This window comes from Streptomyces sp. NPDC005784 (assembly GCF_042871525.1).
Taxonomy (GTDB): domain Bacteria; phylum Actinomycetota; class Actinomycetes; order Streptomycetales; family Streptomycetaceae; genus Streptomyces.
Window position 1 is genome coordinate 427,945 of the sequence record NZ_JBIAIQ010000003.1, and the last position, 25,270, is coordinate 453,214.

The 25,270-nt window shown below is 71.4% G+C and carries 17 protein-coding genes and 2 pseudogenes; 8 read left to right on the forward strand and 11 right to left on the reverse strand.

Annotation, left to right across the window (positions count from 1 at the left end; all coding sequences use genetic code 11):
- Positions 1-107 precede the first annotated feature (107 nt).
- A complete protein-coding gene (locus tag ACFYR3_RS07325; protein ID WP_355840122.1) occupies positions 108-1,148 on the forward strand; it encodes a DUF2637 domain-containing protein in 1,041 nt (346 codons plus the stop codon).
- 90 nt (positions 1,149-1,238) lie between these two features.
- Here ACFYR3_RS07325 and ACFYR3_RS07330 read toward each other — a convergent pair whose 3' ends face one another.
- Complete coding sequence (locus ACFYR3_RS07330; protein WP_389281914.1) at positions 1,239-1,691, reverse strand: ATP-binding protein; 453 nt, start codon at positions 1,689-1,691, stop codon at positions 1,239-1,241.
- Between the two features lie 215 nt (positions 1,692-1,906).
- On the opposite strand from ACFYR3_RS07330, the gene ACFYR3_RS07335 reads away from it, so the two are divergent.
- Positions 1,907-4,921, forward strand: a complete 3,015-nt coding sequence (locus tag ACFYR3_RS07335; protein WP_355840121.1) for a glycoside hydrolase family 38 C-terminal domain-containing protein — start codon at positions 1,907-1,909, stop codon at positions 4,919-4,921.
- 71 nt (positions 4,922-4,992) lie between these two features.
- On the opposite strand, the gene ACFYR3_RS07340 is transcribed toward ACFYR3_RS07335, so the two are convergent.
- Positions 4,993-5,487: a hypothetical protein gene (locus ACFYR3_RS07340; protein ID WP_355840120.1), complete on the reverse strand. Its 495-nt coding sequence runs from the start codon at positions 5,485-5,487 to the stop codon at positions 4,993-4,995.
- Positions 5,488-5,691: 204 nt separating this feature from the next.
- On the opposite strand from ACFYR3_RS07340, the gene ACFYR3_RS07345 reads away from it, so the two are divergent.
- Positions 5,692-7,311, forward strand: coding sequence for a helix-turn-helix domain-containing protein (locus ACFYR3_RS07345; protein WP_389281917.1), 1,620 nt, complete (start codon positions 5,692-5,694; stop codon positions 7,309-7,311).
- 31 nt (positions 7,312-7,342) lie between these two features.
- On the opposite strand, the gene ACFYR3_RS07350 is transcribed toward ACFYR3_RS07345, so the two are convergent.
- Positions 7,343-9,085, reverse strand: coding sequence for a pyruvate dehydrogenase (locus ACFYR3_RS07350; protein WP_355840118.1), 1,743 nt, complete (start codon positions 9,083-9,085; stop codon positions 7,343-7,345).
- A 100-nt stretch (positions 9,086-9,185) separates the two neighbouring features.
- Positions 9,186-11,171: a protein phosphatase 2C domain-containing protein gene (locus ACFYR3_RS07355; protein ID WP_389281919.1), complete on the reverse strand. Its 1,986-nt coding sequence runs from the start codon at positions 11,169-11,171 to the stop codon at positions 9,186-9,188.
- A 536-nt stretch (positions 11,172-11,707) separates the two neighbouring features.
- Here ACFYR3_RS07355 and ACFYR3_RS07360 point away from each other — a divergent pair.
- Positions 11,708-12,688: a helix-turn-helix domain-containing protein gene (locus ACFYR3_RS07360; protein ID WP_355840116.1), complete on the forward strand. Its 981-nt coding sequence runs from the start codon at positions 11,708-11,710 to the stop codon at positions 12,686-12,688.
- Positions 12,689-12,724: 36 nt separating this feature from the next.
- Positions 12,725-13,207 carry a DUF456 domain-containing protein gene (locus tag ACFYR3_RS07365; protein WP_389281922.1) on the forward strand — a complete coding sequence of 161 codons (483 nt, stop codon included), beginning with the start codon at positions 12,725-12,727 and terminating at the stop codon, positions 13,205-13,207.
- 73 nt (positions 13,208-13,280) lie between these two features.
- On the opposite strand, the gene ACFYR3_RS07370 is transcribed toward ACFYR3_RS07365, so the two are convergent.
- Positions 13,281-14,531, reverse strand: coding sequence for an SGNH/GDSL hydrolase family protein (locus ACFYR3_RS07370; RefSeq protein WP_355840114.1), 1,251 nt, complete (start codon positions 14,529-14,531; stop codon positions 13,281-13,283).
- A 165-nt stretch (positions 14,532-14,696) separates the two neighbouring features.
- On the opposite strand from ACFYR3_RS07370, the gene ACFYR3_RS07375 reads away from it, so the two are divergent.
- On the forward strand, positions 14,697-15,065 hold the full coding sequence (locus ACFYR3_RS07375) for a PPOX class F420-dependent oxidoreductase (protein WP_355840113.1): 369 nt from the start codon (positions 14,697-14,699) through the stop codon (positions 15,063-15,065).
- Between the two features lie 29 nt (positions 15,066-15,094).
- Here the strand turns inward: ACFYR3_RS07375 and ACFYR3_RS07380 are convergent, their stop codons facing one another.
- Positions 15,095-16,555, reverse strand: a complete 1,461-nt coding sequence (locus ACFYR3_RS07380; protein WP_355840112.1) for an AlkA N-terminal domain-containing protein — start codon at positions 16,553-16,555, stop codon at positions 15,095-15,097.
- Between the two features lie 490 nt (positions 16,556-17,045).
- Positions 17,046-18,161, reverse strand: coding sequence for a ribosome small subunit-dependent GTPase A (gene rsgA / locus ACFYR3_RS07385; protein WP_355840111.1), 1,116 nt, complete (start codon positions 18,159-18,161; stop codon positions 17,046-17,048).
- A 236-nt stretch (positions 18,162-18,397) separates the two neighbouring features.
- Between rsgA and ACFYR3_RS07390 the strand changes: the two are divergent.
- Positions 18,398-18,490 (forward strand): annotated as a pseudogene (locus ACFYR3_RS07390) (IS5/IS1182 family transposase); the annotation flags it as partial.
- A gap of 10 nt (positions 18,491-18,500) precedes the next feature.
- On the opposite strand, the gene ACFYR3_RS07395 reads toward ACFYR3_RS07390, so the two are convergent.
- The 4 genes and pseudogenes from ACFYR3_RS07395 to ACFYR3_RS07410 all read right to left on the reverse strand — a co-directional run bounded on the left by ACFYR3_RS07395 (position 18,501) and on the right by ACFYR3_RS07410 (position 24,183).
- Positions 18,501-20,012, reverse strand: a complete 1,512-nt coding sequence (locus ACFYR3_RS07395; protein WP_389281925.1) for a DUF4246 domain-containing protein — start codon at positions 20,010-20,012, stop codon at positions 18,501-18,503.
- 675 nt (positions 20,013-20,687) lie between these two features.
- Positions 20,688-20,795 (reverse strand): annotated as a pseudogene (locus tag ACFYR3_RS07400) (alpha-isopropylmalate synthase regulatory domain-containing protein); the annotation flags it as partial.
- Between the two features lie 153 nt (positions 20,796-20,948).
- Positions 20,949-22,457: a cellulose binding domain-containing protein gene (locus ACFYR3_RS07405; RefSeq protein WP_355840109.1), complete on the reverse strand. Its 1,509-nt coding sequence runs from the start codon at positions 22,455-22,457 to the stop codon at positions 20,949-20,951.
- Between the two features lie 403 nt (positions 22,458-22,860).
- Positions 22,861-24,183 (reverse strand): radical SAM protein, encoded by a 1,323-nt coding sequence (locus ACFYR3_RS07410; protein WP_389281927.1) that lies wholly within the window; start codon positions 24,181-24,183, stop codon positions 22,861-22,863.
- A 164-nt stretch (positions 24,184-24,347) separates the two neighbouring features.
- On the opposite strand from ACFYR3_RS07410, the gene ACFYR3_RS07415 reads away from it, so the two are divergent.
- Positions 24,348-25,229, forward strand: a complete 882-nt coding sequence (locus ACFYR3_RS07415) for an alpha/beta hydrolase (RefSeq protein ID WP_355840107.1) — start codon at positions 24,348-24,350, stop codon at positions 25,227-25,229.
- Positions 25,230-25,270 lie beyond the last annotated feature (41 nt).

Sequence of the window (25,270 nt, forward strand, 5' to 3'; positions counted from 1 at the left end):
CTCCTTGCACTTCCTTGGCGGCCTCTTGCCCCGAAACCCCCTGAGGGCCGACGTGATTGGGCCACTATGGCGGGCGTTACGCCCTATCCCAATGCAAGGGACCCCAGATGAGACTTACCGACATATCGCTGAACTGGCTGCTTCCAGGCGCCGTTCTGCTCCTGGGCCTGCTGGCGGCGGTGGCGGTGCTCGCGCGCGGCAAGCGGTCCGGGGACAGCACGAGCAGCGACGACTCGTGGGAGCGCACCGAGGAGCGCCGCAGGCGTAAGGAGGCCGTCTACGGCACGGCCTCCTATGTTCTGTTGTTCTGCTGTGCCGCGGTCGCGGCGGCACTCTCCTTCCACGGCCTGGTCGGCTTCGGCGAGGAGAACCTCGGCCTCTCCGGCGGCTGGGAGTACCTCGTCCCGTTCGGCCTGGACGGCGCGGCCATGTTCTGTTCCGTCCTCGCCGTGCGCGAGGCCAGCCACGGTGACGCGGCACTCGGCTCCCGCATACTCGTATGGACCTTCGCCGGTGCGGCGGCGTGGTTCAACTGGGTGCACGCACCCCGGGGCATGGCCCACGCCGGTGCTCCGCAGTTCTTCGCGGGCATGTCCCTGTCGGCCGCGGTGCTGTTCGACAGGGCGCTGAAGCAGACCCGTCGTGCCGCGCTGCGTGAGCAGGGCCTGGTGCCGCGTCCGCTGCCGCAGATCCGTATGGTCCGCTGGCTGCGCGCGCCCCGCGAGACGTACAGCGCGTGGTCGCTGATGCTCCTGGAGAACGTCCGCTCCCTGGACGAGGCCGTGGACGAGGTGCGCGAGGACCGGCGCCAGAAGGAGCAGAACCGACTGCGCCGCCGGAACGAGCAGCGGGTCGAGCGAGCGCACCTCAAGGCGCTCAGCCGTGGTCACCGCGGCTTCGCCGGACGCGGTGGCGCCCGGGAACTGGAGACAGCGACCGTGGAGCGGGCGCCCGCCCAGGCCTCCACGGAGCCTGCCATATCCACCGCGGAGCAGCTGCCCGTGCGATCGCGGCCCTCCCTCACCCCCGTCCGCAAGAGCACTGAGCCGATCACCGTCGACCTCACCACGGAGGACGAGACGATGGCCCTGCCGCGGCTCGACTCCCTGGAGCGCAAGCTCAAGGATCTCGAACAGCAGTTCGGCTGAGGCGCACTCGACCGACCCCGGGCGGCAGCCCGGACGGCCCGGCCGGGATCTCCGGCCGGGCCCGGACACGACAATGGCGGCGCGGTGTTCCTACACCGTGCCGCCGTTCAGTTCGAACCACACCGCCTTGCCCACCCCGTGCGCCCGTACGCCCCACGCGTCCGCCAGGGAATGGACGAGGACGAGACCTCTGCCGTGCGTACCGTCGTCGGCGTTCGGTACGCGCATTCTGGGCCTGCGTGCCACGAAGTCCCGGACCTCCACGCGCAGTCCGCGCGGTCCGATCGTCGCCGTCAGAAGGGCGTCGTCGTCGGTGTGAATCAGTGCGTTCGTGACGAGCTCACTGGTCAGGAGCTCGGCTATCTCGGACCTTCCCGGTTTCCCCCAGTGCCGTAACAGCTCCCTCAGCGCCTTGCGCGCCTCGGGCACCGCTCGCAGATCCGCCTTGCCCAGCCGGCGCCGGAGCTGCGCGCCGTCCGGTTGGTCGATCGCCCCGTCGGACGCTTCCTCCACTGGATCGGTGGAGAAGGCCCCCCTGGTCATGGGACCACCTCCTGGTGCATGCCGCTTCATGACCCCCGCCTGCGTGCCGATGTCGGTTCCCCTCTGCTCGAACACGTTCACGGGAATCCATGCCCTCATCGGGAAGGTGGCAGTCATGTCGATCGTCGACCGACTGCCGTACCGTCACGGGTGCGCGACGCCGGCACGGGGAAGTGAAGGGTTCGACAGAGCCGTCCGAGCACCGAGGAGCCGCCGTGCACGACGACCGTTCGCTGGTGGAGGCGCGCCTGGAGCGCGCGCTGCGGCAGTGCATGCGCCCCGCGCAGTACGCGGATCGGGTGCCGCTCACGCTCTCCGTATGGCAGGTGCCGGGCGAGCCGGTGCCCGTCGGCCAGGCGCTCCAGGCCTCCTACGAGCCCTTCACGACCGGCACGGTCTGGGGAAAGCCCTGGTCGACGAGTTGGTTCCGGATCGAGGGCCGGGTGCCCGAGGAGTGGGCGGGCCGCCCGGTGGAGGTGGTGATCGACCCCGGGTTCACGGGGGACGGGCCCGGATTCCAGGCGGAGGGGCTGTTGTACGACGCGGCTGGCATCCCCCTCAAGGGCATCCACCCGCGCAACCGCCACCTGACGGTCGGAGCACCGGCGACGGGAGGCGAGGAGGTGCGTCTGCTGCTGGAGGCGGCGGCCAACCCCGCCGTCCTGCACGGCTTCGAGCCCACGCGTCTGGGAGACGTACTGACCGCCGGTGATGGGCCGATCTACCGATTCGCGGCTGCCGATCTCGCCGTACTCGACGAGGACGTGTGGCATCTGGTCCTCGATGTCGAGGTCCTCTCGGAGCTGATGTACGAGCTGGATCCGCAGCGGCCGCGACGGCACGAGATCCTGCGCGCGCTGGAGAACATGCTCGACGCCCTTGATCTGCACGACGTCTCCGGCACGGCGGCGGCGGCCCGGTCCGAGCTGACGGAGGCATTGTCGCGGCCCGCGTCGGCCAGCGCGCACCGCGTCTCGGCGGCCGGGCACGCGCACATCGACTCGGCCTGGCTGTGGCCGCTGCGCGAGACGGTCCGCAAGGCCTCCCGGACCTTCGCCAACGTCACGGCGCTTGCCCTCGACTACCCGGAGCTGGTCTTCGCCTGCTCACAGGCCCAGCAGTACGCCTGGGTCAAGGAGCACCAGCCGCACATCTGGGAGCGGATCAAGAAGGCCGTGGAGGAGGGCAATTGGTCTCCGGTGGGGTCGATGTGGGTGGAGTCCGACGCCAATATGCCGGGTGGTGAGGCGCTGGCCCGGCAGATCGTGCACGGCAAGCGGTTCTTCCGGGAGGAACTGGGGGTCGAGACCGAGGAGATCTGGCTGCCGGACTCCTTCGGCTACACGGCGGCCTTCCCGCAGCTCGCGAAGCTCGCCGGTGTCCGCTGGTTCCTCACCCAGAAGCTGAGCTGGAACCAGACCAACAAGATGCCGCACCACACCTTCTGGTGGGAAGGCATCGACGGCACCCGGGTCTTCACCCACTTCCCGCCCGTGGACACCTACAACTCCCAGTTCCACGGCCGCGAACTCGCCCACGCGGAGCGCAACTTCGCGGAGAAGGGCCGGGCCACCCGCTCACTGGTCCCGTTCGGCTGGGGCGACGGCGGGGGCGGCCCGACCCGCGAAATGCTGGAGAAGGCCCGGCGGTTGCGGTCCCTGGAGGGCTCACCGCGGGTCCGGATCGAGAAACCGGAGGCGTTCTTCGCCGCCGCCGAGGAGGAGTACGGGGTCCACGCGCCGGTGTGGTCGGGCGAGCTGTATCTGGAGCTGCACCGGGCCACCTACACCACGCAGGCCAAGACCAAGCAGGGCAACCGGCGCTCGGAACACGCCCTGCGCGAAGCCGAGTTGTGGTGCGCCACGGCCGCCGTGCGCGATCCGTCGTACACCTACCCGTACGACGCCCTGGACCGGCTCTGGAAGACGGTGCTGCTGCATCAGTTCCACGACATCCTGCCGGGCTCCTCGATCGCCTGGGTGCACCGGGAGGCACGCGAGACGTACGCGCGGGTGCTCGCGGAACTCGAGGAGATCACCGCGGAGGCGGTAGGGGCTCTGGGCACCGGCCCCTCCCCTGGGGTCCTGAACGCCTCGCCGTACGAGCGGACCGAGGTGGTCGGGGACGGGCTGGTGACGGTGCCGGGGCTGGGCGGCGCCGCCGTACCGGCCGGACCCGGCCCCACCGTGCGGGCCGAACACGCCGACGGCAGCATCGTGTTGGAGAACGACCGGCTCCGGGTGCGGATCGACGGTGACGGGCTGCTGACCTCCGTACGGGATCTCGCGCACGGCCGGGAGGTGCTGTGCGGTCCCGGCAATCTGCTCCAGCTCCATCCCGACCATCCCAACGCCTGGGACGCCTGGGACATCGACCGGCACTACCGGCGCACGCACAAGGACCTGACGGCCGCCGAGTCGGTGGAGCTGGTGGAGAGCGGGCCGCTGCGGGCGACCGTGCGCGTCACCCGGGCCTTCGGCTCCTCCCGGATCACCCAGGAGATCCGGCTGACGGCCGCGAGCCGTCGGCTGGACATCGTGACCGACGTCGACTGGCAGGAGTCGGAGAAGGTCCTCAAGGCCGCCTTCCCGCTCGACGTCCAGGCCGAACGGTCCGCCGCCGAGATCCAGTTCGGGCACGTCCACCGTCCGACCCACGCCAACACCGGCTGGGACGCCGCCCGTTTCGAGATCTGCGCCCACCGCTGGCTGCGCGTCGCGGAGGAGTCGTACGGTGTCGCGCTGCTCAACGACTCGACGTACGGCCATGACGTGACCCGTGCACCGCACGCCGACGGCCTCGGCACCACCGTACGGCTGACCCTGCTGCGCGCCCCGCACAGCCCGGACCCGGAGACCGATCTCGGCACGCACCGGTTCACGTACGCGCTGCTGCCGGGGGCAGGCGTGGGGGACGCCGTGGCGGAGGGGCTCGCGCTCAATCTGCCGCTGCGGCAGGTCGCGGTGCGGGCACTGGAACCGCTGGTGAGTGTCGACGACCCGGCCGTCACCGTCGAGTCGGTCAAGCTCGCGGAGGACCGCAGCGGCGATGTGGTGGTGCGGTTGTACGAGTCCCGGGGCGGGCGGGCCCGCGCGAAGGTGACCGCCGGTTTCCCGGTCTCCCGGGCCGAGGTGACCGACCTGCTGGAACGGCCGCTGCGCGAAGCCCCGTCGGAGATCGAGCTGCGGCCGTTCCAGATCCTCACCCTGCGGCTGCGGCCGGCCCGGTAGGGCGGCCGGGACCCAGGGGCCGGGCCCGCGGAACGCGTGCCCGGCCCGCGGCCCCCGGAGGACGGGCGAGGTCAGTTGCCGTCGATGCGGATGATCTTGTGGTTGCGGTCCAGGCCGACGACGAGCTTGGTGGTCTGCCCGCCGCCCCAGGTGAGGGTGACATTGACCTTCGTGTGTCCGGCCGCGCCGGCGTCCTTGACCGTCCACTTCCCCGGAACGTTCTGGGCACGCAGGACGCCGTCCGCGTGGTTGCGGTTCTCCCAGGCCGTCAACTCACGGAGCCCGCCGGCCTGGACGTAGTACTTCCGGAGTTCGGTGGCGAGCCTGCCGCCGTGGTCCGGGTCGCTCTTGGCGTCGATGTAGGCGCCGTAGAAGTCGGCGACGCGGGTCACGTCGTCGGACGCCGTGCCGCTGACCGTCCGCTGCGCGGCTGCCCCCGCGGCCGTCCCTCCCGTGGTCGCCTGTGCCGAGGCGGTGAGCCCGAGCGGCAGGGCCGCTGCGGCGACGAGGCCGGCGATCAGGGCGGTGCGGCGGACGTGCTTGCGGGCGGTCGTGTTGCTGTTCATCAGTGTGCTTCCCCGGTTTCGGTCGGTGCGGAAGTGTGTCGCGCTGTACGGGGTGGCCCCCTCGGTTGTCCGTGGTGCGGAGGCCGCTCCGGCGACGCCTTGAGCATCGGCGGCCCCTCGGTCCGGGCACAACGGACGGCGCCCCATCCGCAACGGTGGAACCGTCCCAGGCCTTCCGACCTCTCTTTACCGGGAGTGCCTGGGATGCCGTCCTGGGACGCGAGGCGGGGAGAACCGGTGTCATCCCAGGACGACGTGGAGGAATTCGCGGCGCTGCTGCGGCGTCTGAAGGCGCGGACGGACCGCAGTTACGCCGCACTCGCGCGTCGGCTGAACATGAACGCCTCGACATTGCACCGGTACTGCGCGGGGGAGGCGGTACCGCTCGGCTTCGCACCTGTGGAGCGGTTCGCCGCGTTGTGCCAGGCCGGTCCGGCCGAACGGGTCGAGCTGCACCGACGCTGGATCCTGGCGGTGGCGGCACGACAGCGGTCCCGGACACCGACGGTGGCCGAGTCCGTGGCGGGAGTCGAGTCCGTGGCGGGAGTCGCCGAAGCCCTGTCGGCGGGCGCGAGCCCCACGACCGCCGGAGCTGCCGAACCGGTGTCCGTGCCGGCCGTCGACCCCGTCCCGGCGCCGACCGACGGCACTGGACCGGAGCCGGCGGCCGCCACCGACTCCGACTCCGACTCCGCGACGGCTGACGACTCTGTGCCGGAAACGGTCACCGGCTCGGTCTCGGACACGGCCGCCAGTTCCCACTCTGTGACGGCCGCGGACTCCGTCCCGAAGTCCGCCGCCGGCTCCGTGCACGCGGCAGCACCCGCCGCCTCGCCCGGTCCCCGAACGGCTCCAGTGGAAGGCCTCCCCGGTTCGCCGTCCGAGCATGACGCGGCGTCACGTCCCACACCGCGAAAGCCCTGGCACCGTCGCCGTGTCGCCATCGCCGCGGCTGTCGTCACCGCGCTGCTCGCCACCCTGGGCGGCCTCTCCGCCCTGCCGTCCGGGCACTCCTCGGCCACCGCCGACGAGCAGGCGTCCGGCACGAAGACCGCGAGGACGGCGGGCGCTCGGAGCGGCTCCGCGACACCGTCCGCACTCCCCTCCACCACGCGCGGCCTGCCGGCCGACACGCCGTCCCCGAAGGCATCCGGCAAACGAGACGCCTCGCCGGGCCCGTCCGCGAGCCCCTCCCCCACGGCCGCCTCCGCCGCCACCCCCCTCACCTGGACCGCGAACTCCCATCGCTGGGCGACCGGTTGCGAGCACGACTACGTCATCGACAAGGCACCCCAGCAGGTGCCGCCGCCCCCCGCCCCGCAGGACGCCTCCCCTTGGGCGCGGACACAGAACGCGGTCCACGGCGGCCAGACACTCGTGGACATCTCCGTACAGGGGCGGACGGACGCGGCCGTCGTCCTGGAGGCGCTGCGGGTCCGCGTCGTGGGACGGGACGCCCCGGTGAAGGGCAACGTCTATTCCACGGGCCAGGGCTGCGGCGGCGGCATGGCTCCCCGCTCGTTCATCGTGGATCTGGACAAGGGCCGGCCGATCGCCCGCTCGGTCCCGGGCTGGGAAGGCGCAACGAGCACTGCGGCGATGCGCATGCCCTACCGGGTGTCCGTGACGGATCCCGAGGTGCTGATGGTCGACGCCCGGACCGTCGGCTGCGACTGCCGCTGGTATCTGGAGCTCGAATGGTCCTCGCAGGGCCGCACCGGCACCGAGCGCATCGACGACCACGGCGTCCCCTTCCGCACCAGCGGCACCAAGGGCCTGCCGCACTATTGGTACGCGAGCGGCGGCTGGACTCTCACGGACTGAGCGGGGCCACCGGCGCACGGGGCCGACGCCCTTACGGGCGGGGCACGTTGCGCAGGTTGGAGCGGGCCAGCTGCACCATGCGGCCGACTCCGCCGTCCAGCACGATCTTCGACGCCGAGAGCGCGAAGCCCGTCACCATGTCCGCGCTGATCTTCGGCGGGATGGAGAGCGCGTTCGGGTCGGTGACGATGTCGACGAGGGCCGGCCCCTTGTGGCGGAAGGCGTCCTTGAGGGCGCCGGCGAGCTGCTTGGGCTTCTCGACCCGGACGCCGTACGCCCCGCACGCACGGGCCACCTCCGCGAAGTCGGGGTTCTTGTTGGCGGTGCCGTAGGAGGGCAACCCGGCGACGAGCATCTCCAACTCGACCATGCCGAGGGAGGAGTTGTTGAAGAGTACGACCTTCACCGGCAGGTCGTACTGCACGAGAGTGAGGAAGTCGCCCATCAGCATGGAGAATCCGCCGTCGCCGGACATCGACACGACCTGCCGCCTCCGGTCGGTGAACTGGGCGCCGATCGCCATCGGCAGCGCGTTCGCCATCGACCCGTGCGAGAACGAACCGATCACACGGCGGCTGCCGTTGGGCGAGATGTAGCGGGCCGCCCAGACGTTGCACATCCCGGTGTCGACAGTGAACACCGTGTCGTCGTCGGCGAGTTCGTCGAGCACGGAGGCGACGTACTCGGGATGGATCGGGACGTGCCTGTCGACCTTGCGGGTGTACGCCTTGACGACCCCTTCGAGGGCGTCCGCGTGTTTCTTCAGCATTTTGTCGAGAAAGCGCCTATTGCCCTTGGGTCGCACTCGCGGGATCAGACAGCGCAGCGTCTCCCTCGCATCGCCCCACACCGCCAGGTCCAGCTTCGACCGGCGCCCCAAGTGCTCGGGCCGCACATCGACTTGAACGATCTTGACGTCGTCCGGGAGGAAGGCGTTGTACGGGAAGTCGGTGCCCAGCAGGATGAGGAGATCGCACTCATGGGTCGCCTCGTAGGCCGCGCCGTAGCCGAGAAGCCCACTCATTCCGACGTCGAACGGGTTGTCGTACTGGATCCATTCCTTGCCGCGCAGCGCGTGCCCGACCGGGGACTTGATCTTCTCGGCGAACTGCATGACCTCGGCGTGCGCGCCCGCCGTGCCGGCGCCGCAGAAGAGCGTGACCTTCTCCGCCTCGTCGATCATCGCGACGAGCTTGTCGATCTCGGTGTCGCCGGGCCGGACGCTGGGCCGGGAGGTGACGAGCGCGGTCTCGACGGTCTTGTCCGGGGCGGGCGCGGAGGCGATGTCGCCGGGCAGCGAGACCACGCTGACACCGGACTGGCCCACCGCGTGCTGAATGGCGGTCTGGAGCAGCCGCGGCATCTGTTTGGGACTGGAGATGAGTTCGCTGTAGTGACTGCACTCGCGGAAGAGCTGGTCGGGATGGGTCTCCTGGAAGTAGCCGAGACCGATCTCGCTGGAGGGAATCTGCGAGGCGAGGGCCAGTACCGGGGCCATCGAGCGGTGCGCGTCGTACAGACCGTTGATGAGGTGGAGGTTGCCCGGGCCGCAGGAGCCGGCGCAGGCCGCGAGCTTGCCGGTGATCTGGGCCTCGGCGCCCGCGGCGAAGGCGGCGGTCTCCTCGTGGCGGACCTGGATCCAGTCGATGGCCGCGTTGCGCCGGATCGCGTCCACGACCGGGTTGAGGCTGTCGCCCACGACTCCGTACAGCCGCTTGACGCCGGCGCGGACCAGGATGTCGACGAACTGCTCGGCGACGTTCTGCTTGGCCATGCTGCACGCACCTCTTCGTGATCCTCGATGCCCTCGGGTGCCTCGGGTCCCCCTGCCCCTCGGCCCGTCCCTCGGTTCCATCAATTCACAGCCTGCGCGCTTACGCCTCCCACACGGCGGCGGCCGTCCGGTCGTCGGAGTACCCCTTGACCCGCACGAGGCTGTCCGCGAGGAACGCGGCGAGGCCGGGCGGCTCCCCCGCCGACCACCGTGTCGTCAGATACTCGGCCAGCTCGGGTTCGCCGCGCAGCGGCTCCGCCAGGCCGCCCGTGCACAGCAGGAGCGTGTCACCCGGACGGGCGATGGAGGCCCGGAACCTGAAGGGGGCGTGCGGCGGCCGCGGAGCGGGTTCGTAGGGGCTCGGGGGCGTCGTGATGCCCAGGTCCATGGTGAGCCGGTCGCCCTCGGGGGTCTCGTGGGGCGGCGATCCGAAGCCGACGACGGGCTCCCCGATGGTGTCGGCGACGCGCGGTTCGATGTCCTGCCATTCGCCGTCCCGCAGCCGGAACAGACCGCCCGCGCCCACGCCGAAGAAGACCCGGGTACGGCACTCCGGATCTGCGGGCAGCAGCAGACAGCGCAGGCCGGCGGCGTACTCCTCGGGTTCGACGCCCTGCTCCGCCGCGCTCGCCCGCAGTTTGCCGAGGCTGCGGTCGGTGAGCCGCTGCAGCCCGGACTTCAGGTCGCCGCGCCGGGCGGCCCTGATGTCGTCGGCCAGCCGCTCGTGGCTGCGCCCGACGGCCTGCCCGATCCACCGGCACGCCTCCGCCGCGGCCCGGTGCGCTCCCGGGGTCGCGCGGGCGCCGGTCGCCATCGCCACCAGCACGAGCGCCTGCTCGCCCGTCCCGAAACGGGCGGTGAGCAGCGCGTCCCGGCGCGGCTCGCCCCGGTACCGCGCGGAGTCCCCGCGTACGGACACGGCCCGCAGCGTGCTCGTTCCGTAGCGTGCGCCGTCCAGCACGGTGTCGGCGACCAGGTCGGCGAGTTCGTCCGGCTCGGCGGGCGGCAGAGCGGTCGGTTCGGGGTCGTAGGTGGGCGGGCCGGAGCCGACGTGGCCGACGGAGGGCGGCGGCTGGACGACGGAGAGGACGGTCTCCCGGGGCTCGCCCGCGGGCATGTCCTCGGGGGCCGACTCGGGCGGTGTCCGGAAGCCCCCGGTGGTGCTGGGCAGGACGGCCGCTGCGGGGCCGGGGGGAGCCGCGCCCGGGGGTGGGGCAGGAGCCGACACGGGTTTCGGCGGCACGCCCGACGGCGCCCTCGACGCGGGCACCCGCGCCGCGGGAGGTTCCGAGTACGTGTCGCTCCGGGTGTCCCCGGACGCGTCCGGGGACGGCTCCTGCGCGGTGAACCCCGGCGGTTTCGGGCCGGGCGGGAAGGGCGCGGGAACGGCCTGGGCCGGGGCAGAGGCCTGGGCGGGGGGCGGGAGCTCCCAGGACGGGGGCTCCCAAGCCGTGGGCTCCCAGGGGGTGGGTTCCCAGGAGGGCGGCTCCGAAGGGGCTCCGCCCCGGCCGGGCGGGCCCATGTCGGCACCGGGCCCCGGCACCGGGCCGCGCTCCCACCGGCCGGGCCGCGACACCGACTCGTCGTGCGGGGTCGCGTCGGGCCGGGCAGCGGAGGCCGAGGGGCCACCGCGCTGTCCCGATACGGCGGGAGGCTGCCTCGGCAGCGGGGGAGGCTGCTTCCCCGGCTCGGGGGACGAGGACCCCGGCACGGCGGGCGGCCGCTCCGGGCGCGGCGGACCGTCGAGCCCGCCCGCGTCGGACCGCCGGACGGAGCCGCGCCCCAGGTCGGCCGCCGAGTCGGACACGGATGCCGAATCCGGCACAGACCTCGAATCCGAAACGGGCCTCGCATCGGACGGGGGCCTCGGTTCCGATGGTTGCGCCGGTTCCGATGCTCGCCGCGTGTCCGACCCGGATTCCGGACCCGGATCGAGCCCGCCCCCGACCGTTCCCGACGCCGACTCGAACCGGTCGTCGAGGGAATCGGCCACGGCCGCGGGCCCCGTGTCCTCGGTGGAGTCGTCGTACAACTGCCTCCACCAGTCGTCCTCGTGACCGGTGGGCTTCTCCCCCTGCTGGCTCATGCTCCCGATTGTCCACCGAGACAGCCGGTTGAAAACGGGGCATCCGGAAAAACCGGCCAAGGTGCAGCCCGTCGAACGGCGTGCCGAGTGAACCGTCGAACAGGAATGCGCACTGAAACGTGCGAACACCTGACCGCCGGGCGGTCCCACCCCCCACGGGAGAACCGCCCGGCGGCGCCTGGACGACCGGGGCCCGACGCACCTGGCGGACAGACCCGGGTCACTGTCCGGATGGCCGAATGCCGTTCGGCGTCGGCCAGTCGAGCAGTGAGTTCAGCACCTGGTTCGGTCCCGAGTCCGATCCCGACTGTCTGCGAGCCGTGAAGGGTCGCGGTCCGCGAGCCGGTTCAGCCTCTTTCCTACTGGACTGCCCCAAGCGGGGCATTAAGGACGGTAGTTGATGCTGCGGTGACGTGAGCTTGTCAGAGGGGCGGGGGGTACGGCGATGATGTGCCGCGGCGGGTTTGTGCCGTGGCCGATTTCCGCCACGGCTCCGCCGACCGGCCGGAACGCATCCACGGGAGGGACATCGCCGCATGCTGGGAGCGATAGGTCTGGACGAGACTCACGAGTCGGCGTACCGCGCGCTGGTGTCCGTGGGCGCCGCCGAGGTGCCCGATCTCGCGCGTCGGCTCACGCTCGGCGAGTACGAGACGGAGCGCGCGCTGCGCCGGCTGGAGCGGCACGGTCTGGCCGCCCAGTCCTCGGCACGGCCCGGACGCTGGGTCGCCGCGCCGCCGGGAGTCGCCCTCGGCGCGCTGCTCACCCAGCAGCGCCACGAGCTGGAGAAGGCGGAGCTGGCGGCCGCGCTGCTGGCCGAGGAGTACCGGGGCGCGGCCGGCGAGCCGGCCGTGCACGACCTGGTCGAGGTGGTGATCGGCGCGGCGGCGGTCTCGCAGCGGTTCCTCCAGCTCCAGCTGGGCGCCAGCGACGAGGTGTGCGCGCTGGTCACCGGGACCCCGATGGTGGTCTCCGGCGCGGACAACGACGCCGAGGAGCAGGCCGCGGGCCGGGGTGTCGCTTACCGCGTGGTCGTCGAACGGTCCGTCCTCGACCAGCCCGGTGGGATCTCCGAGCTGTCGGCCGCTCTCGGCCGCGACGAGCAGGTGCGGGTCGTGGACCAGGTGCCGACCAAGCTGGTGATCGCCGACCGGGCGCTCGCGATGGTGCCGCTCACCTCGCACACCGCGGAGCCGGCCGCGCTGGTCGTGCATGCCAGCGGACTCCTGGAGCTGCTGTCGGGGCTGTTCCAGTCGGTGTGGCGGGACGCGCTGCCGCTGCGGCTGGGCAGCCGGGGCGTGCTGGAGCAGGAACCGGAGGGCCCGGACGGCACCGATCTGGAGATCCTCTCCCTCCTCCTCGCGGGGCTCACCGACGCGAGCGTGGCCAAACAGCTCGACCTGGGCCTCAGGACCGTACAGCGCCGGGTCAAGCGCCTGATGGAGCTGACAGGCGTGACGACCCGGCTGCAACTGGGCTGGCACGCGTACGAGCGCGACTGGGTGGCGCGGGACTGACCTGCGGTTTCCCGCCCGCTCGGGCAGGCTGGGCAGATGGGAGTGTGGGAACTCCTGCTGGTCGGCGTGGTGATTCTGCTCGGCCTGGTCGGAGTACTGGTACCCGGTCTGCCGGGGTCGTGGCTCGTCTGGGCCGCGGTCCTGTGGTGGGCGCTGAGCTACCCGCAGACCCTGTCCTGGGCCGTCCTCGTCGGGGCGACCGCGGTCCTGCTGTTCGCCCAGGCCATCCGCTGGATGCTGCCGCCACGACGGCTGCGTGAGAGCGGCGCCACCACCCGGATGGCGGTGTACGCGGGTGGCGGGGCGATCCTCGGATTCTTCCTGGTGCCGGTGGTCGGCGCCGTCCCCGGTTTCGTCGGCGGGATCTACCTCAGCGAGCGGCTGCGCCTCGGCGGGCACGGGCCGGCGAAGACCTCGGTGCGGACCGCGATGCGGGCGGGCGGCTGGAGCGTGCTGACGGAACTCTTCGCCTGCCTGTTGATCCTGGGCGCGTGGCTGGGCGCGGTGATCTGGGGCTGAGCCCGCTGGCGGGGGACCCGTGTCCGGGCCTCCGCCGATCAGGGCCGGCGCGCGTACGTCTTCTATGCGAGTTCTATGCGAGGGAACGCAGATCGACCGCGTCGGCCAGCGCGCGCATGCCGGCGTCGTTGAAGTGCAGATGGTCGCCGGGGTCGTAGGCGGGGAGGATACGGCTCGGGCGCGCCGGGTCCCGGACGGTGGCGTCGAAGTCCGCGACCCCGTCGAAGATCCGGTGCGTACGGATGGCGGCGTTGACCGCCTGCCGCACGGCTTCCCGGGCCGGGGTGTACGCGACATGACCGCCGTACGGGGTGATCGTGGCGCCGATGACCCGGATGCCGCGGGCATGGGCGCGGCGCACGACGAGCCGGTAGGCGTTCTCCAGGGCGCGGGGGTCCTTCTGCTCCGGTGTTCCCTTGATGTCGTTGATGCCCTCCAGCACGATCATCGTGCGGACGCCCGCGCGGGAGAAGACGTCGGTGTCCAGGCGGGTCAGAGCGCTCGGACCCCGGTCGTCGAGCAGGACGCGGTTCCCGGCGATCCCCGCGTTGAGCACGCCGGGCCCGCGGTGCGCGGGAAGGCCGCGCAGCCGGGCGGCGAGCCGGTCGGGCCAGCGGTGGTTGGCGTCCGGCGAGGAGCCGGTGCCGTCGGTGATCGAGTCGCCGAGCGCGACCACACTGCCCGCGGCCGAAGAGCCGAGCACGTCGACGCCGGTCACGTAGTACCAGCTGTCGACGGTGGTGGTGTAGGCGGCGCCGCTCTCCTCGGCGGTCCGATCGCCCCGGGGAGCGATGAAGTTGGCCTGGAGCGCGGAGCGGTGGTAGGTCGCCGGGCCCGAGTCGGCCGGGGTGTGCACCGAGACCAGGAGGTTGGCGTCGGCGGGGACCGGCAGGGCGACGGGGTCGCTGACCAGGTCCCGGCCGACGGGGACGGTGACCGACCTGGCCCCGGCGAAGGTGACCGCGCGCACGGAGCCCTCGACGGCCCGGGGGCTCCTCGGCTCACCCGGCCGCTGCAATGCCAGTGCCACGGAACCGAGTCGGAGCGGTCTCGTGCCGAGCCGGTTGGAGAGACGGACGCGAGCGGCCCGACCGCCGACGCTGGTGTGCACGACGTTGCGGATCGAGGCGCCGGGCAGCGCGGGCACGGTACCGGAGGCCGCGGCCTCCCAGGTGCCTGTCCAGGCGCCCGTCCAGGTCCCGGCCGGCTTCGAGGCGACGCGGGCGGGTGTGGACCGCGCTTCGGCGATCTCGCTCGGCGAGGTGACGACCAGGGCGGTCACCAGGAGGACGAGAAGACGCCGGAAAATGATCGCGCGGGTCATGGGGCCATGGCTTCCCCGAGCCTGGTCCCCCCACAACGCACCGTCACACCATCGGCCGCGCCCGAACGGACCGGACTGAACCGGACGGGGTACGAGACCCCTCCTCCCCCGGTCCTGGGGCCGGAACCCGATGCGCCGCGGGCGGGGGCGTGTTTGGCTGCTGTCATGACCGAATTCAGTGAAGCCGAGCGCGCGTATCTGAGGTCGCAGAGGCTGGGGCGACTGGCCACCGTCGACCCTCTCGGGCAGCCCCAGGCCAACCCCGTCGGCTTCTTCCCTCAGGAGGACGGGACGATCCTGATCGGCGGTTACGCGATGGGCACCACGAAGAAGTGGCGCAACCTCCAGAAGAACCCGAAGGTCGCCCTGGTCGTCGACGACATCGTCAGCCTCAAGCCGTGGAAGGTCCGCGGCATCGACATCCGCGGTGAAGCTGAACTCCTCACCGGCGCACACGACTTGGGACCCCACTTCAGTGAGGAACTGATCCGGATCCATCCGAGACGGATCCACAGTTGGGGCCTCGACGACTGAGCGGCCACCGCCCTGCTCGCGCCGTTCCGCTACAACTCCTGCGCCACCCTCAGATGTTGGACGGCGTACGAGCGCCACGGGCGCCAAGTCTCCGGGGCTTCGGCGCCGGGCGGTGCCACGTCCGGGTCGCCGAGGGCCCGGGTGCGGATGACGGCGGCGGTGCCTTCGTCGACGCCGGGCAGCGCGAGCAGCGCCGCTCGCGCCTCTTCGCGGTCGGCCCCCGGGTCGAGACGCAGGGTGCCGTCGGCGAGGGCGGTGGTCAGCGCGCCGAGCGGGCCGTCCGGCTCCGCCTCCGCGAGCACGGCGGCCTCGGGGAAGAGATGCGTGAGCGTGTCGCACGGGGCGTCCAGCACCTTCCCGTACCGCAGCACCAGCCGCTCGGCCTCCGCCTCTCCGACCAGCGCGCGCACCGCCAGTTCGTCCGGATCGGCGGCGCCCGGCGACCGCAGGCCCGGCCGTGCCGCGACCAGTGGACCCAGCCGCGCGTCGGCTCCCAGCCGCGCGTCGACGGCGTACGGATCGGCGTCGAGGTCGTACAGGCGCCTGAGCCGCTGTACGGCGGTGGTGAGGTCCCGGAGATCGGTGAGGTGCAGCCGGGCGTCGAGCCAGCCACCGGGGTGGGCGGCGTCGGTGGGGCCCGGTGCTCGCGCGGTGCCGCTCGTCCCTCCGGAGCGGGGGCGACCCGCGCCGGTGCCCGGCCGCTCTTCCACGGCCACGATTCCGGTGCCGTACGGCAGCCGGAGCGTGCGCCGGTACGTACGACGGCCACGGGTGCCGCCGACGGCCTCGACGCCCGGAACGGCCTCGGCTGCCAGCAGGTCGAAGACGGCGGTGGACTGGTAGGGCCCCCGGTAGGCGAGCCGGAGCGGAACACCCGCGGTGGGGGTGGCCGCGCTCGGGGCGGCCGGGCCGGTGCGCGGCGCCGCGGCACGCAGCTCGCTCGGTGTCGACGCGTAGACCGTGCGGATCGTGTCGTTGAACTGGCGCACGCTGGCGAACCCCGCCGCGAACGCGATCTGGGTGACGGGGAGTTCCGTGGTCTGGAGCAGGATCCGCGCGGTGTGCGCCCGCTGGGCCCTGGCCAGCGCGACCGGACCCGCGCCGACCTCCGCCGTGAGCTGCCGCTGGACCTGGCGGGCGCTGTACCCGAGGCGCGTGGCGAGGCCTCCGACGCCCTCGCGGTCCACCACGCCGTCACCGATCAGGCGCATGGCGCGGCCGACGACATCTGCCCGTACGTTCCAGGCCGCCGAGCCCGGAACGGCGTCCGGGCGACATCTGCGGCAGGCCCGGAAGCCCGAACCCTGCGCGGCGGCGGCCGTCGCGTAAAACCGCACGTTCCGCCGCTTCGGCGTCACCGCGGGGCAGCTGGGCCTGCAGTAGATTCCCGTCGTCCGCACGGCGAAGAAGAACTCCCCGTCGAACCGGGCGTCCCGGCTCCGCACGGCCTCGTACCTGGTGTCCTCGTACCTGGCGTCCTCGTCGTCCACCCTTCCAGTGTGGCCCGGACCCCACGACAGAGCTGGCGGAAATCGGACACGACACTACGGCCCGGACCCACGCCACGACACACCGGCCCGAGCGCAGGCCGGTCCCGTCCCGGACCGGCCCGGGACGGGACCCGACGGTCGGGCGGTCGGACGGTCCGGCGGTCCGGGACGGTCCGGCGGTCCGGGACGGTCGGACGGTCCGGCGGTCCGGGACGGTCGGACGGTCCGGCGGTCCGGGACGGTCGGACGGTCCGGCGGTCCGGGACGGTCGGACGGTCCGGCGGTCCGGGACGGTCCGGCGGTCCGGAGTGGTCCGGGCTCGTCCAGCAGTCCGGAGTGGTCCGGGCTCGTCCAGCAGTCCGAAGTGGTCCGGGCTCGTCCAGCAGTCCGAAGTGGTCCGGGCTCGTCCGGTGGTCCGGTGGTCCGGTGGGGTCCGGTAGTCCGGGGTGGAGGGCCGTGGGGAGTCTGCGGTCCTCCACCCCGTCGCCGGTTACCAGCGCCCGCGCTTGGCCTCCATGGCGGCGCGGCCCTCCGCCCCCTTGCGCTTCCAGTCGCGGCGGATCTCGGCCCGGACGCGTGCGTCCGTCTTGGCGACGATCCGCTGGTTCTCGCGGAGCAGCTTGCGGTAGCTCTCCAGCCGTCGGTCCGGCAGTTCGCCGGAGTCGACGGCCGCCAGCACCGCGCACCCGGGCTCGGCGACATGGGCGCAGTCCTGGAAGCGGCAGTCGGCGGCGAACTCCTCGATCTCGGAGAACACCTGCCCGACCCCGCTCGCGGCGTCCCAGAGTCCGACTCCGCGCAGCCCCGGGGTGTCGATGAGGACACCGCCGCCGGGCAGCGCGAGAAGGTTGCGGGTCGTCGTGGTGTGCCGCCCCTTGCCGTCCATGTCGCGGATGGCTTGTACTTCCATGACGTCCTCGCCCAGCAACACGTTGGCCAGGGTCGACTTGCCCGCGCCGGACTGCCCGAGCAGGACGGCCGTACCACCGGCGAGCACCGCTTCGAGGATGTCGAGCCCCGCCCCCGTCGCGGAGCTGACGGCGAGCACGGGAATGCCGGGCGCGGAGGTCTCCACGTCCTGGACGAGATGCCCGAGGGTCGCCGCCTCCGGAACCAGGTCGGCCTTGGTGAGGACGACCACGGGCTGTGCGCCGGACTCCCAGGCCAGCGCGAGGAAGCGTTCGATGCGGCCGAGGTCGAGTTCCACGGCGAGCGAGACGGCCACGACGGCGTGGTCGACGTTGGCCGCGAGGATCTGTCCCTCGGACCGCTTGGAGGAGGTGGAGCGTACGAAGGCCGTACGGCGCGGCAGATACGCCCGTACGTAGCGCGGGTTGCCGGACGGTTCGACAGCGACCCAGTCGCCGGTGCACACGACCCGGAGCGGATCGTGCGGTGTCACGAACGCGGTGTCGGCGCGGATGACCCCGTCGGCGGTGGCGACATCGCACTGGCCACGGTCGACCCGGATCACTCGTCCGGCGACGAGCCCTTCGGCGTCGTAGGGAGCGAACTCTTCCGCCCAGGCGTCGTCCCAGCCGTACGGAACGAGCGGGGAGAGGCCCAGGGAGGCGGACGAGGTCGGGAGGGCGGAGCTGGAAGTCAAGGGAGACCCTTCACAAGGGCGGCCCCGGCGACGCGCACTGCGGCGCGAAGGAAGAGGAAGGTCAGCCGGCGGCCACGGAGGTGGACTTGATGAACCTCTGGATGCGGGCAACGCCCATCGCAACGACAGCCATCGGTCACACCTCCCCATCACGCTCAGCCGACAACGGCGACCAGTGGCCGCCTTGGAACAACTTGACCCTAGCCGCATGTCTCAGCGGGGGGCCAGTTCTTTTCTGGCGACTGCTCCGGCGGGCCAGATACTCCACCCGCCGCATCGGCATCATCGTCCAGGCCGTCCACACCCTCCTGACCTGCACGTATTCAGGACAGAAGAGGTTCAGTGCTCGCAGAGGGAGAACTCTCGTTCGTAGAGCTGCTCGTTGTGTTCGTCGACGAAGAACTTGCGTTCCTGCATGAGCTGTTCGCGGTAGCTCTTGGCCTGTTCAAGCGTCATGGTCGAGGTGTCGGACCATGGTTGTTGCGGTGGCACGTCGGACGTCGAGGTGATCTCTTCCGACGGGTCGACCAGGAAGAAGGCGAGAATCTTGCGATGTCCCGGGCGGGTGTGGTCCGAGAGGCGGAATGAGCCGACGCGGTGCTGCAGGATGTTCGGGAACGCCAGGCAGCGGCCCGCCGGGGTCGATGCCGAGCCCAGCATCTGGTTCAGTGCGTCCTCGTCCTCCAGGCCGTAGACCTCACGCAGCCCGTTGTCGTCGTTCTGTTCGTAGTTCGGGTCGTCGAGTGCCGCCCGGAAACTCAGCCGGCTTTCGGTGATGTTCTCGCTGTCCCAGTAGTAGATGCCGGTCGAGACGATCCGCTCGTTCAGCATCCCCTCGACATGCCAGGAACCGCCGGGGTACTCGGGCTTGTCCGGGGTGAGATGAATGGTGGCGAGCTTGACGATGACCTGGAGACGGCGACCGCGCAGGTCGACTCGGGCGGATTCGTCAGGCAGCTCGGGCGGGGTGAAGGCCGGGGCGTCCGGGATGGTCGGGCGACGGTTTTCCCACCACTCGTCGTGGGCCTCTTCCCATGCGCGGAAGGCTTCTTCGTAGGCCTCACCATCACTGTAGGAGGACTTGTCCGGACACTCCGGCTCCCGCGACTCGTACCACCCGTAAGGATCGGCCTCGATCCGCAAGGGGCGCGGATGGCGCAGATCGGTGAGCACGTTCTCCAGCAGCGGGCGCAAGCGTGCGAACAAGTCCGGCAGGACGGAAGCCAGTTCGTGATGAGTCTCGGGGTGGACGTTGTTGACGTACGAACGGAAGGTGACATCGCCGTCGTCACTGACGTCGACGTCCGTGGGGAGCCACTGGAACTTCTCCGAGAACTCGTACTTCGAGTAGCGGTTCGTCGGGTTCTGCCATGCCCGCTCGGGCCCGCCGCTCACCCCTCTCACCAGGCAGAACAGTGAGGGATGAACCAGATCCAGCACCTGGCCGTCGGATCCGGGATGCCAGTCCCGTTCTGCTTCGGGGACCTGTTCCAGAACCCGAACCGCCTCGCGCAGCCGGGATCCGAGCTTGTCGTCGACCAGTGCGTCCGACTGCCACACCCCGTCGACGGCGGACACCTCGACGCCGGTTCGTCCGTCCCGCAGCGCGGCGTAATGCACGAGTTCGGCAAGCACGTAACGAACCTGCGCTTCGGTGAGGCCCTGGGCGACCGCTTCTTGCGTCCACCTGGCGACGATGTCGGCGTCGTTCATCTTGTCGAACCACGCCGGCTTCGCTCGAATGTGTGCGCTGCACTGCATCATCTCAAGTTCCCGCAGCGTTCGCGGTGTCGCGAACGATATGGAACGGGCAGCATGAAAGGGCAGTGGGAAAGCAGCCAGGCCAGTCAATTCTCTTGGTCCTCCCAGTCGGTGTGCGGCGCCGGGAAGGATACTTCAGCAGACTGACACCCCAGCCGTGGTCCCTGTCATCGATGGTCCGGGAGCCAAGGCTTCGACGTAGTCGCGTGATGTCCGGTTCGCGCTCATCCGAGGCCGAGGAGCGCGAGGAGGGCGGGGGTTGCGGGCGTTGGGGCGCAGGCCGGCCATGATGTTCTTCACTCCGGCCGTGCGGAGGGCCCCGACGGCGGGCCTTGGAGCTTGAGTGGGTCTGACTGACTGCAGCCGACCTGTCTCACCGTCACAGATAGTGAAAGCAGAGTGAGTCGGGCCCTGGACACAGGAAGCCCTCATGGGCCCACACCCGCAAGCCCGCGAGGCCGGTCCTCAACGCCGAAACCGCCTGACGGGTCCCCCCACCAGGGCCGCCGTGGCTCTGTACGCGAGAACGACCGGGTCGCCGAGACGAGCAGCCTCCCACCGCAGGCCTTCAGCGAAGTCGAATCCCATGCGGGCTCCTGCGGCCGGTAAAGCATCGGCGCGGCCTGATCCTCCGTACGGTCAGGGGCGGTTGCGCCACCGATTTCCCGGTGGCGCAACCGCCCTTTTCTGCGTTGTGTGCCCCGATCACCGAACCAGCACCCCGCGCGCCACACGGAGTTGTGACGTGCGGTATCCAGAGTCGGCCTACGAGGCGGCCTGGCCGGAACGGTTGACGGCTGACATGACCGCGTGGACCGATGCGGTCAGGACCGAGGTGTCCCAGCCCGCTCCCCAGCAGGTGACGTCGCCGACGCGGCACTCGGCGTAGGCGACGGCGGGGCTGCCCGGCCCGGTGCCGGTGGAGTGCTCGGTGCAGCCGCGAAGTCGCGGAGCCGGCGGATCCGTACGGGGTCCTCGCCCGCCCGTCCATCGCCCGGGGAATCGACGCGCCGACGGGCCGACGGGTCAGTGAGCGGTCGTACAGCGTCCGCCGTTGAGGGTGAAGGCGTCCGGGGCCGCGTTCTTGTCGTGCCAGCTGCCGAGGAAGCCGACGGCGAAGGAACCGCCCGCGGCGACCGACTTGTTGTAGTCGGCGGCGGTCGCGGTCACGTGGGAGCCGTTCTGGGCGACCGTGCCGTCCCACATCTGAGTGACCCGCTGGCCGTCGTCGAAGGTCCAGGCGATCTGCCAGGAGTCGAGGGCTTCGGCGGACGTGACGGTGACGGTGGCCTGGAAGCCGTCCGTCCACTGGTCGACGATGTCGTACTTCACCTGGCAGGACGCGGGGCTCTTCGTGGAGTCCGTGGGTTTCGTGGAGACCTTGGAGCCCGGAGTGCTGCCGGGGGTGTGGGCCGAGGGCGACGACGTGCTCTGCGGTTCGGGGTCGGGTTTCGAGCCCGCGTCGGCGCTGGGGTCCGCGGGTTCGGGCGAGACGAGAGTGCCCTCGGCGCGGGTGGTCGCCAGCGGGGACGACACACCGGGGTCGGCCACCGGCTGACGGTCGGCCGAGTCGCCACGCGCGGCGGCGCCGCCGTCGTTCCCGGCACCGAAGGGCATCAGTGAGACCGTGAGCGCGAGGCCGGAGACGATGACGGCGGCGACCAGCAGTCCGGTGCGGCCGACTCTGGGCGCGGCTTCCTTGGCCTCGGCGACACCGGTGTCGACCGCCGCGTCCGTGCGCCCGCCCACCAGCCCCGCTTCGGCGGCGCGGCGTCTGCGTTCCAGATAGGCGAGGCCGCCCCAGCCGATCACCCCGCCCGCGAGCGCCGCGGGCAGTCCGCCGCCGTGCAGCCGCAGACAGGCGGCGGCCTCCGCGCACTCCACGCAGCGGGAGAGATGCTGCGAGAGGTCCTCGGGAGTCTCGGCGCCCGGCGAGCGGGTGACCGCGTCGAGAAGGCGGGCGTAGCTGCGGCAGTTCGCGTCCATCGGCGTGTCGAGGTGGTTGCGATGGCACCGGTCCCTGAACAGCGCCCGCACCTGGCCGAGTTCCTCGGCGGCCGCCACCGGGTCGAGCCCCAGCCGCCGGGCCACCGCGGGCAGCGGGAGCGCCTCCACCTCGACCAGCCACAGCAGTGCCGCGTCGGGTTCCTGAAGATCCCTCAAGCCCCGCAGCGCGATCGGGCGGTGCAGCGGAGGTCCGGTATAGCGGTCGGCCTTCTCGGAGTTGAGCCAGAGTCTGAGGTCGGGGTCCAGCCGGTGGCCCTGGCCGTGCGCCTCCCAGGCGGCGGCGGTGGTCCGAACCGAGTTCAGCAGCAAGGGAATTCGGGGCAGCCGGGGGGTTCGGCGGCCGGTATTCTTCGTGCGGGCCATGACCGAGCGCGCCTCATGGATGCCATGGGTGAACGCCTCGGTGGCCAGCTGCGTGGCCGCGGCGGAGCCGGATGTGCACAGATCGGCGTACGACAGGACCGCGTCCCAGCATTCCGAGAACAGCGCGGCCTCGGCGGCATCCTGGGGGGTCGGCAGGTCTGGCATGGGGGGCTCCTGCATCCATTGCTTCCATGTGCGACGTCGCACAACGCCCAACTCGCCATGTTTCGGCCGGAGTTGGGGACCATCTCAACAACGGGCCAGAGCCTTTCACGGGTTCGACACAACTGACAAGCGACGTAGTCACATCATGCGGTCGCGCGATCACGGGGTGGACCGTCCGACTCCGGTGACCCGACCGACTCCGGCGGACCGACCGACTCCGGTCGCCCTGAGTGTCGTACGGAACGCGGGCCGGCAGGAACCGATTGCTTCAACTTTCACAGGACCTACCACTCCCCGGGCAGGGCAGCTCGTGGTCCGGGCGCGGTACAGGCGTGGTAAGACACGTGCGGCCCGGACGTACGGATGACGTCCGGGCCGTGCGGGGTACGCCTCGGGGCGCTGGTCACACCTGGGAGGCGGGCTCCTGCGCGGGAAGGCTGTCCATGAAGGAGCTGACGGAGAAGACCGCTCGGCCGGGACCGGGCTCTCCGTATCCGGGCGGCGACTTGAGCCCGAAGTCGTCCATCGTGGCGCGGTAGGCCTCCAGCAGACGGATGTGGTACTCCAGCGGTGCGCCGCTCGGGTTGGCCTTGCCCAGCGGGGTGGTCGGCTCGGGGCACCAGGTGGTGAAGCGGGGCGTGATGCCGTGCGACATGAAGAAGCGCAGCCCCTCGGTCGTCGACGCGATGGCCTCGTCGACCGTGGTGAAGCCGAAGGGCTCGGCCATCTCCACGCCCGCGACGAAGTTGGGGATCACGTTGCGCGCGCCGAAGATCTCGGCGGAGTCGAGGATGCGCTTGTGCCACTCGTCCCTGCCGACGTAGCGCTCCTTGCCGGGGCAGTACAGCTCGAACAGCCAGCGGTCCCACACCTCGTAGTTGGGGTGGTAGATCTGCACGCCGTAGTCCTTGAACCGCTGCACGTCGTCGCGCGGCAGCGCCTGGGCCACCACCTTGCCGATCCACCGCCCCGGGAACCGCTCCTCGATGGCCTTGGCGTAGTGCCCGTAGAAGTCGGCCTCGTCGCGCCCGGCGACCGTCTTGGTGATCGCGCCACCCGTGAGGGTGTAGGCCGTCGACGCCTTCGCGGTGTCGTAGCGGTCGATGATCTCCAGCGCTTCGAGGACCTCCTCGACGTCCTTCACGCCGGTGTACGGGCGGCCGGCGGCCTTGTGCTGGCGCCAGTTGTGGTTGATGTCGCAGTACTGGCACTCCTCCTTGGCGCCGAAGTACTGGCAGACGCGGAAGACGGTGAGGTAGATGAGGTACCCCCACTGGATCGTCGGGGCCACCTCCATCACGGACTTCCCGTTCGAGAGGGTGTGCCGGTAGTACTCGGGCATCGGCGGCACCCCGACGTCGGAGATCCGCTTCCCGTCGAGGTAGAGCCCGAGGACGCCCTCGTCGTCGGCGGCGACCCGGTAGGGCGAGGACGGGTTGACGCGTACGGAGACCACGGTTCGCCGCAGGTCGTACGGGCCGCCGGTGAGGATGATCTCCTCGGGCGGGCGCCGGAGCGCGGCCTCGCCGAGCTCGGGCAGGGTGCCGTGGTCGAAGGAGAAGATGAAGTACGACTTCGGCTTGACCTCGCCGCTCTCGTTGTCGCTGAGGGCGGACGCGTCGAAGGCCACGCCCCCGCGGAGCAGGTCCTCCTTGATGACGGCTTCCCGCGGCACGTGCGGGAACCGCTCCATCAGATCCTCGACCAGCGCGGTACGGCTGCCCATCCCGTTCTCCTCGCTCCCGACTGCTTCGTCTGTCGTTGTTCGACTCCTCACGGTATGCCCCCGCTCGGACATCGGCCGTGCCGGGTCCCCTCGCGCCGTGCGACGTCCGCCGGAGCACCGGATCTCGTTTGCCCCGTCCGGGCGCCGCTGCGAGAGTCGTCGCCATGCCTTCCTTCACCGCGTACGACGGGACCGAGCTGTCCTTCGACACCTTCGGGGACGGCTCACCGGTGGTGTGTCTGCCCGGCGGGCCGATGCAGGACTGCGGGTATCTCGGGGATCTGGGCGGGCTGTCCGCGCACCGGCGGCTGATCATGGCGGACCCGCGCGGGACCGGCGGGTCCGCGATCCCGGCGGACCCGGCCTCGTACCGCTGCGACCGGCTCGTCGACGACGTCGAGGCGCTGCGCGAGCACCTCGGCCTCGACCGGATGGACCTGCTCGCGCACTCCGCCGGGACGAATCTGGCGCTGCTCTACGTACAGCGCCATCCGGAGCGCGTCGCGCGGCTCGCGCTGATCACCCCGAGTGTCTACGCCGTCGGGATCGAGATCGCTCCCGAGGTCAGGCGGGAGACGGCGCTGCTGCGCCGGGACGAACCGTGGTTCCCGGAGGCGTTCGCGGCTCTGGAGGCGATCGTCGCCGGAAACGGGGACGCGGACGCGTTCCGGGCCATCGCCCCTTTCTGGTACGGCCGTTGGGACGAGGCCGCCCGGGCGCACCGGGACGCGGAGGACGCGCACAAGAACCACGAGGCCGCGGCCCGCTACGCCGACGGCGCTTTCGCCCCGGACGCCACCCGGGCGGCGCTCGCCCACCTGCCGTCCTCGGTGCTGGTGCTCGCCGGGGAGGTCGACCTGAACTCCCCGCCTCCCGCGATAGCCGAGGTCGCCGCCCTGTTCCCGCGCGCCGAGTCGGCCGTCCAGCCCGGGGCCGGGCACTTCCCGTGGCTCGACGACCGGGAGCGGTTCGTGGCGACGACCGCAGGGTTCTTCGCCCGGCCGGCCGGGCGGCTTCCCGCCGACGGCGTACGACCTGCCGTGTGACGCGTGCCGGGCGGGGCACCCCGAAGGGTGCTCCCCCGGCA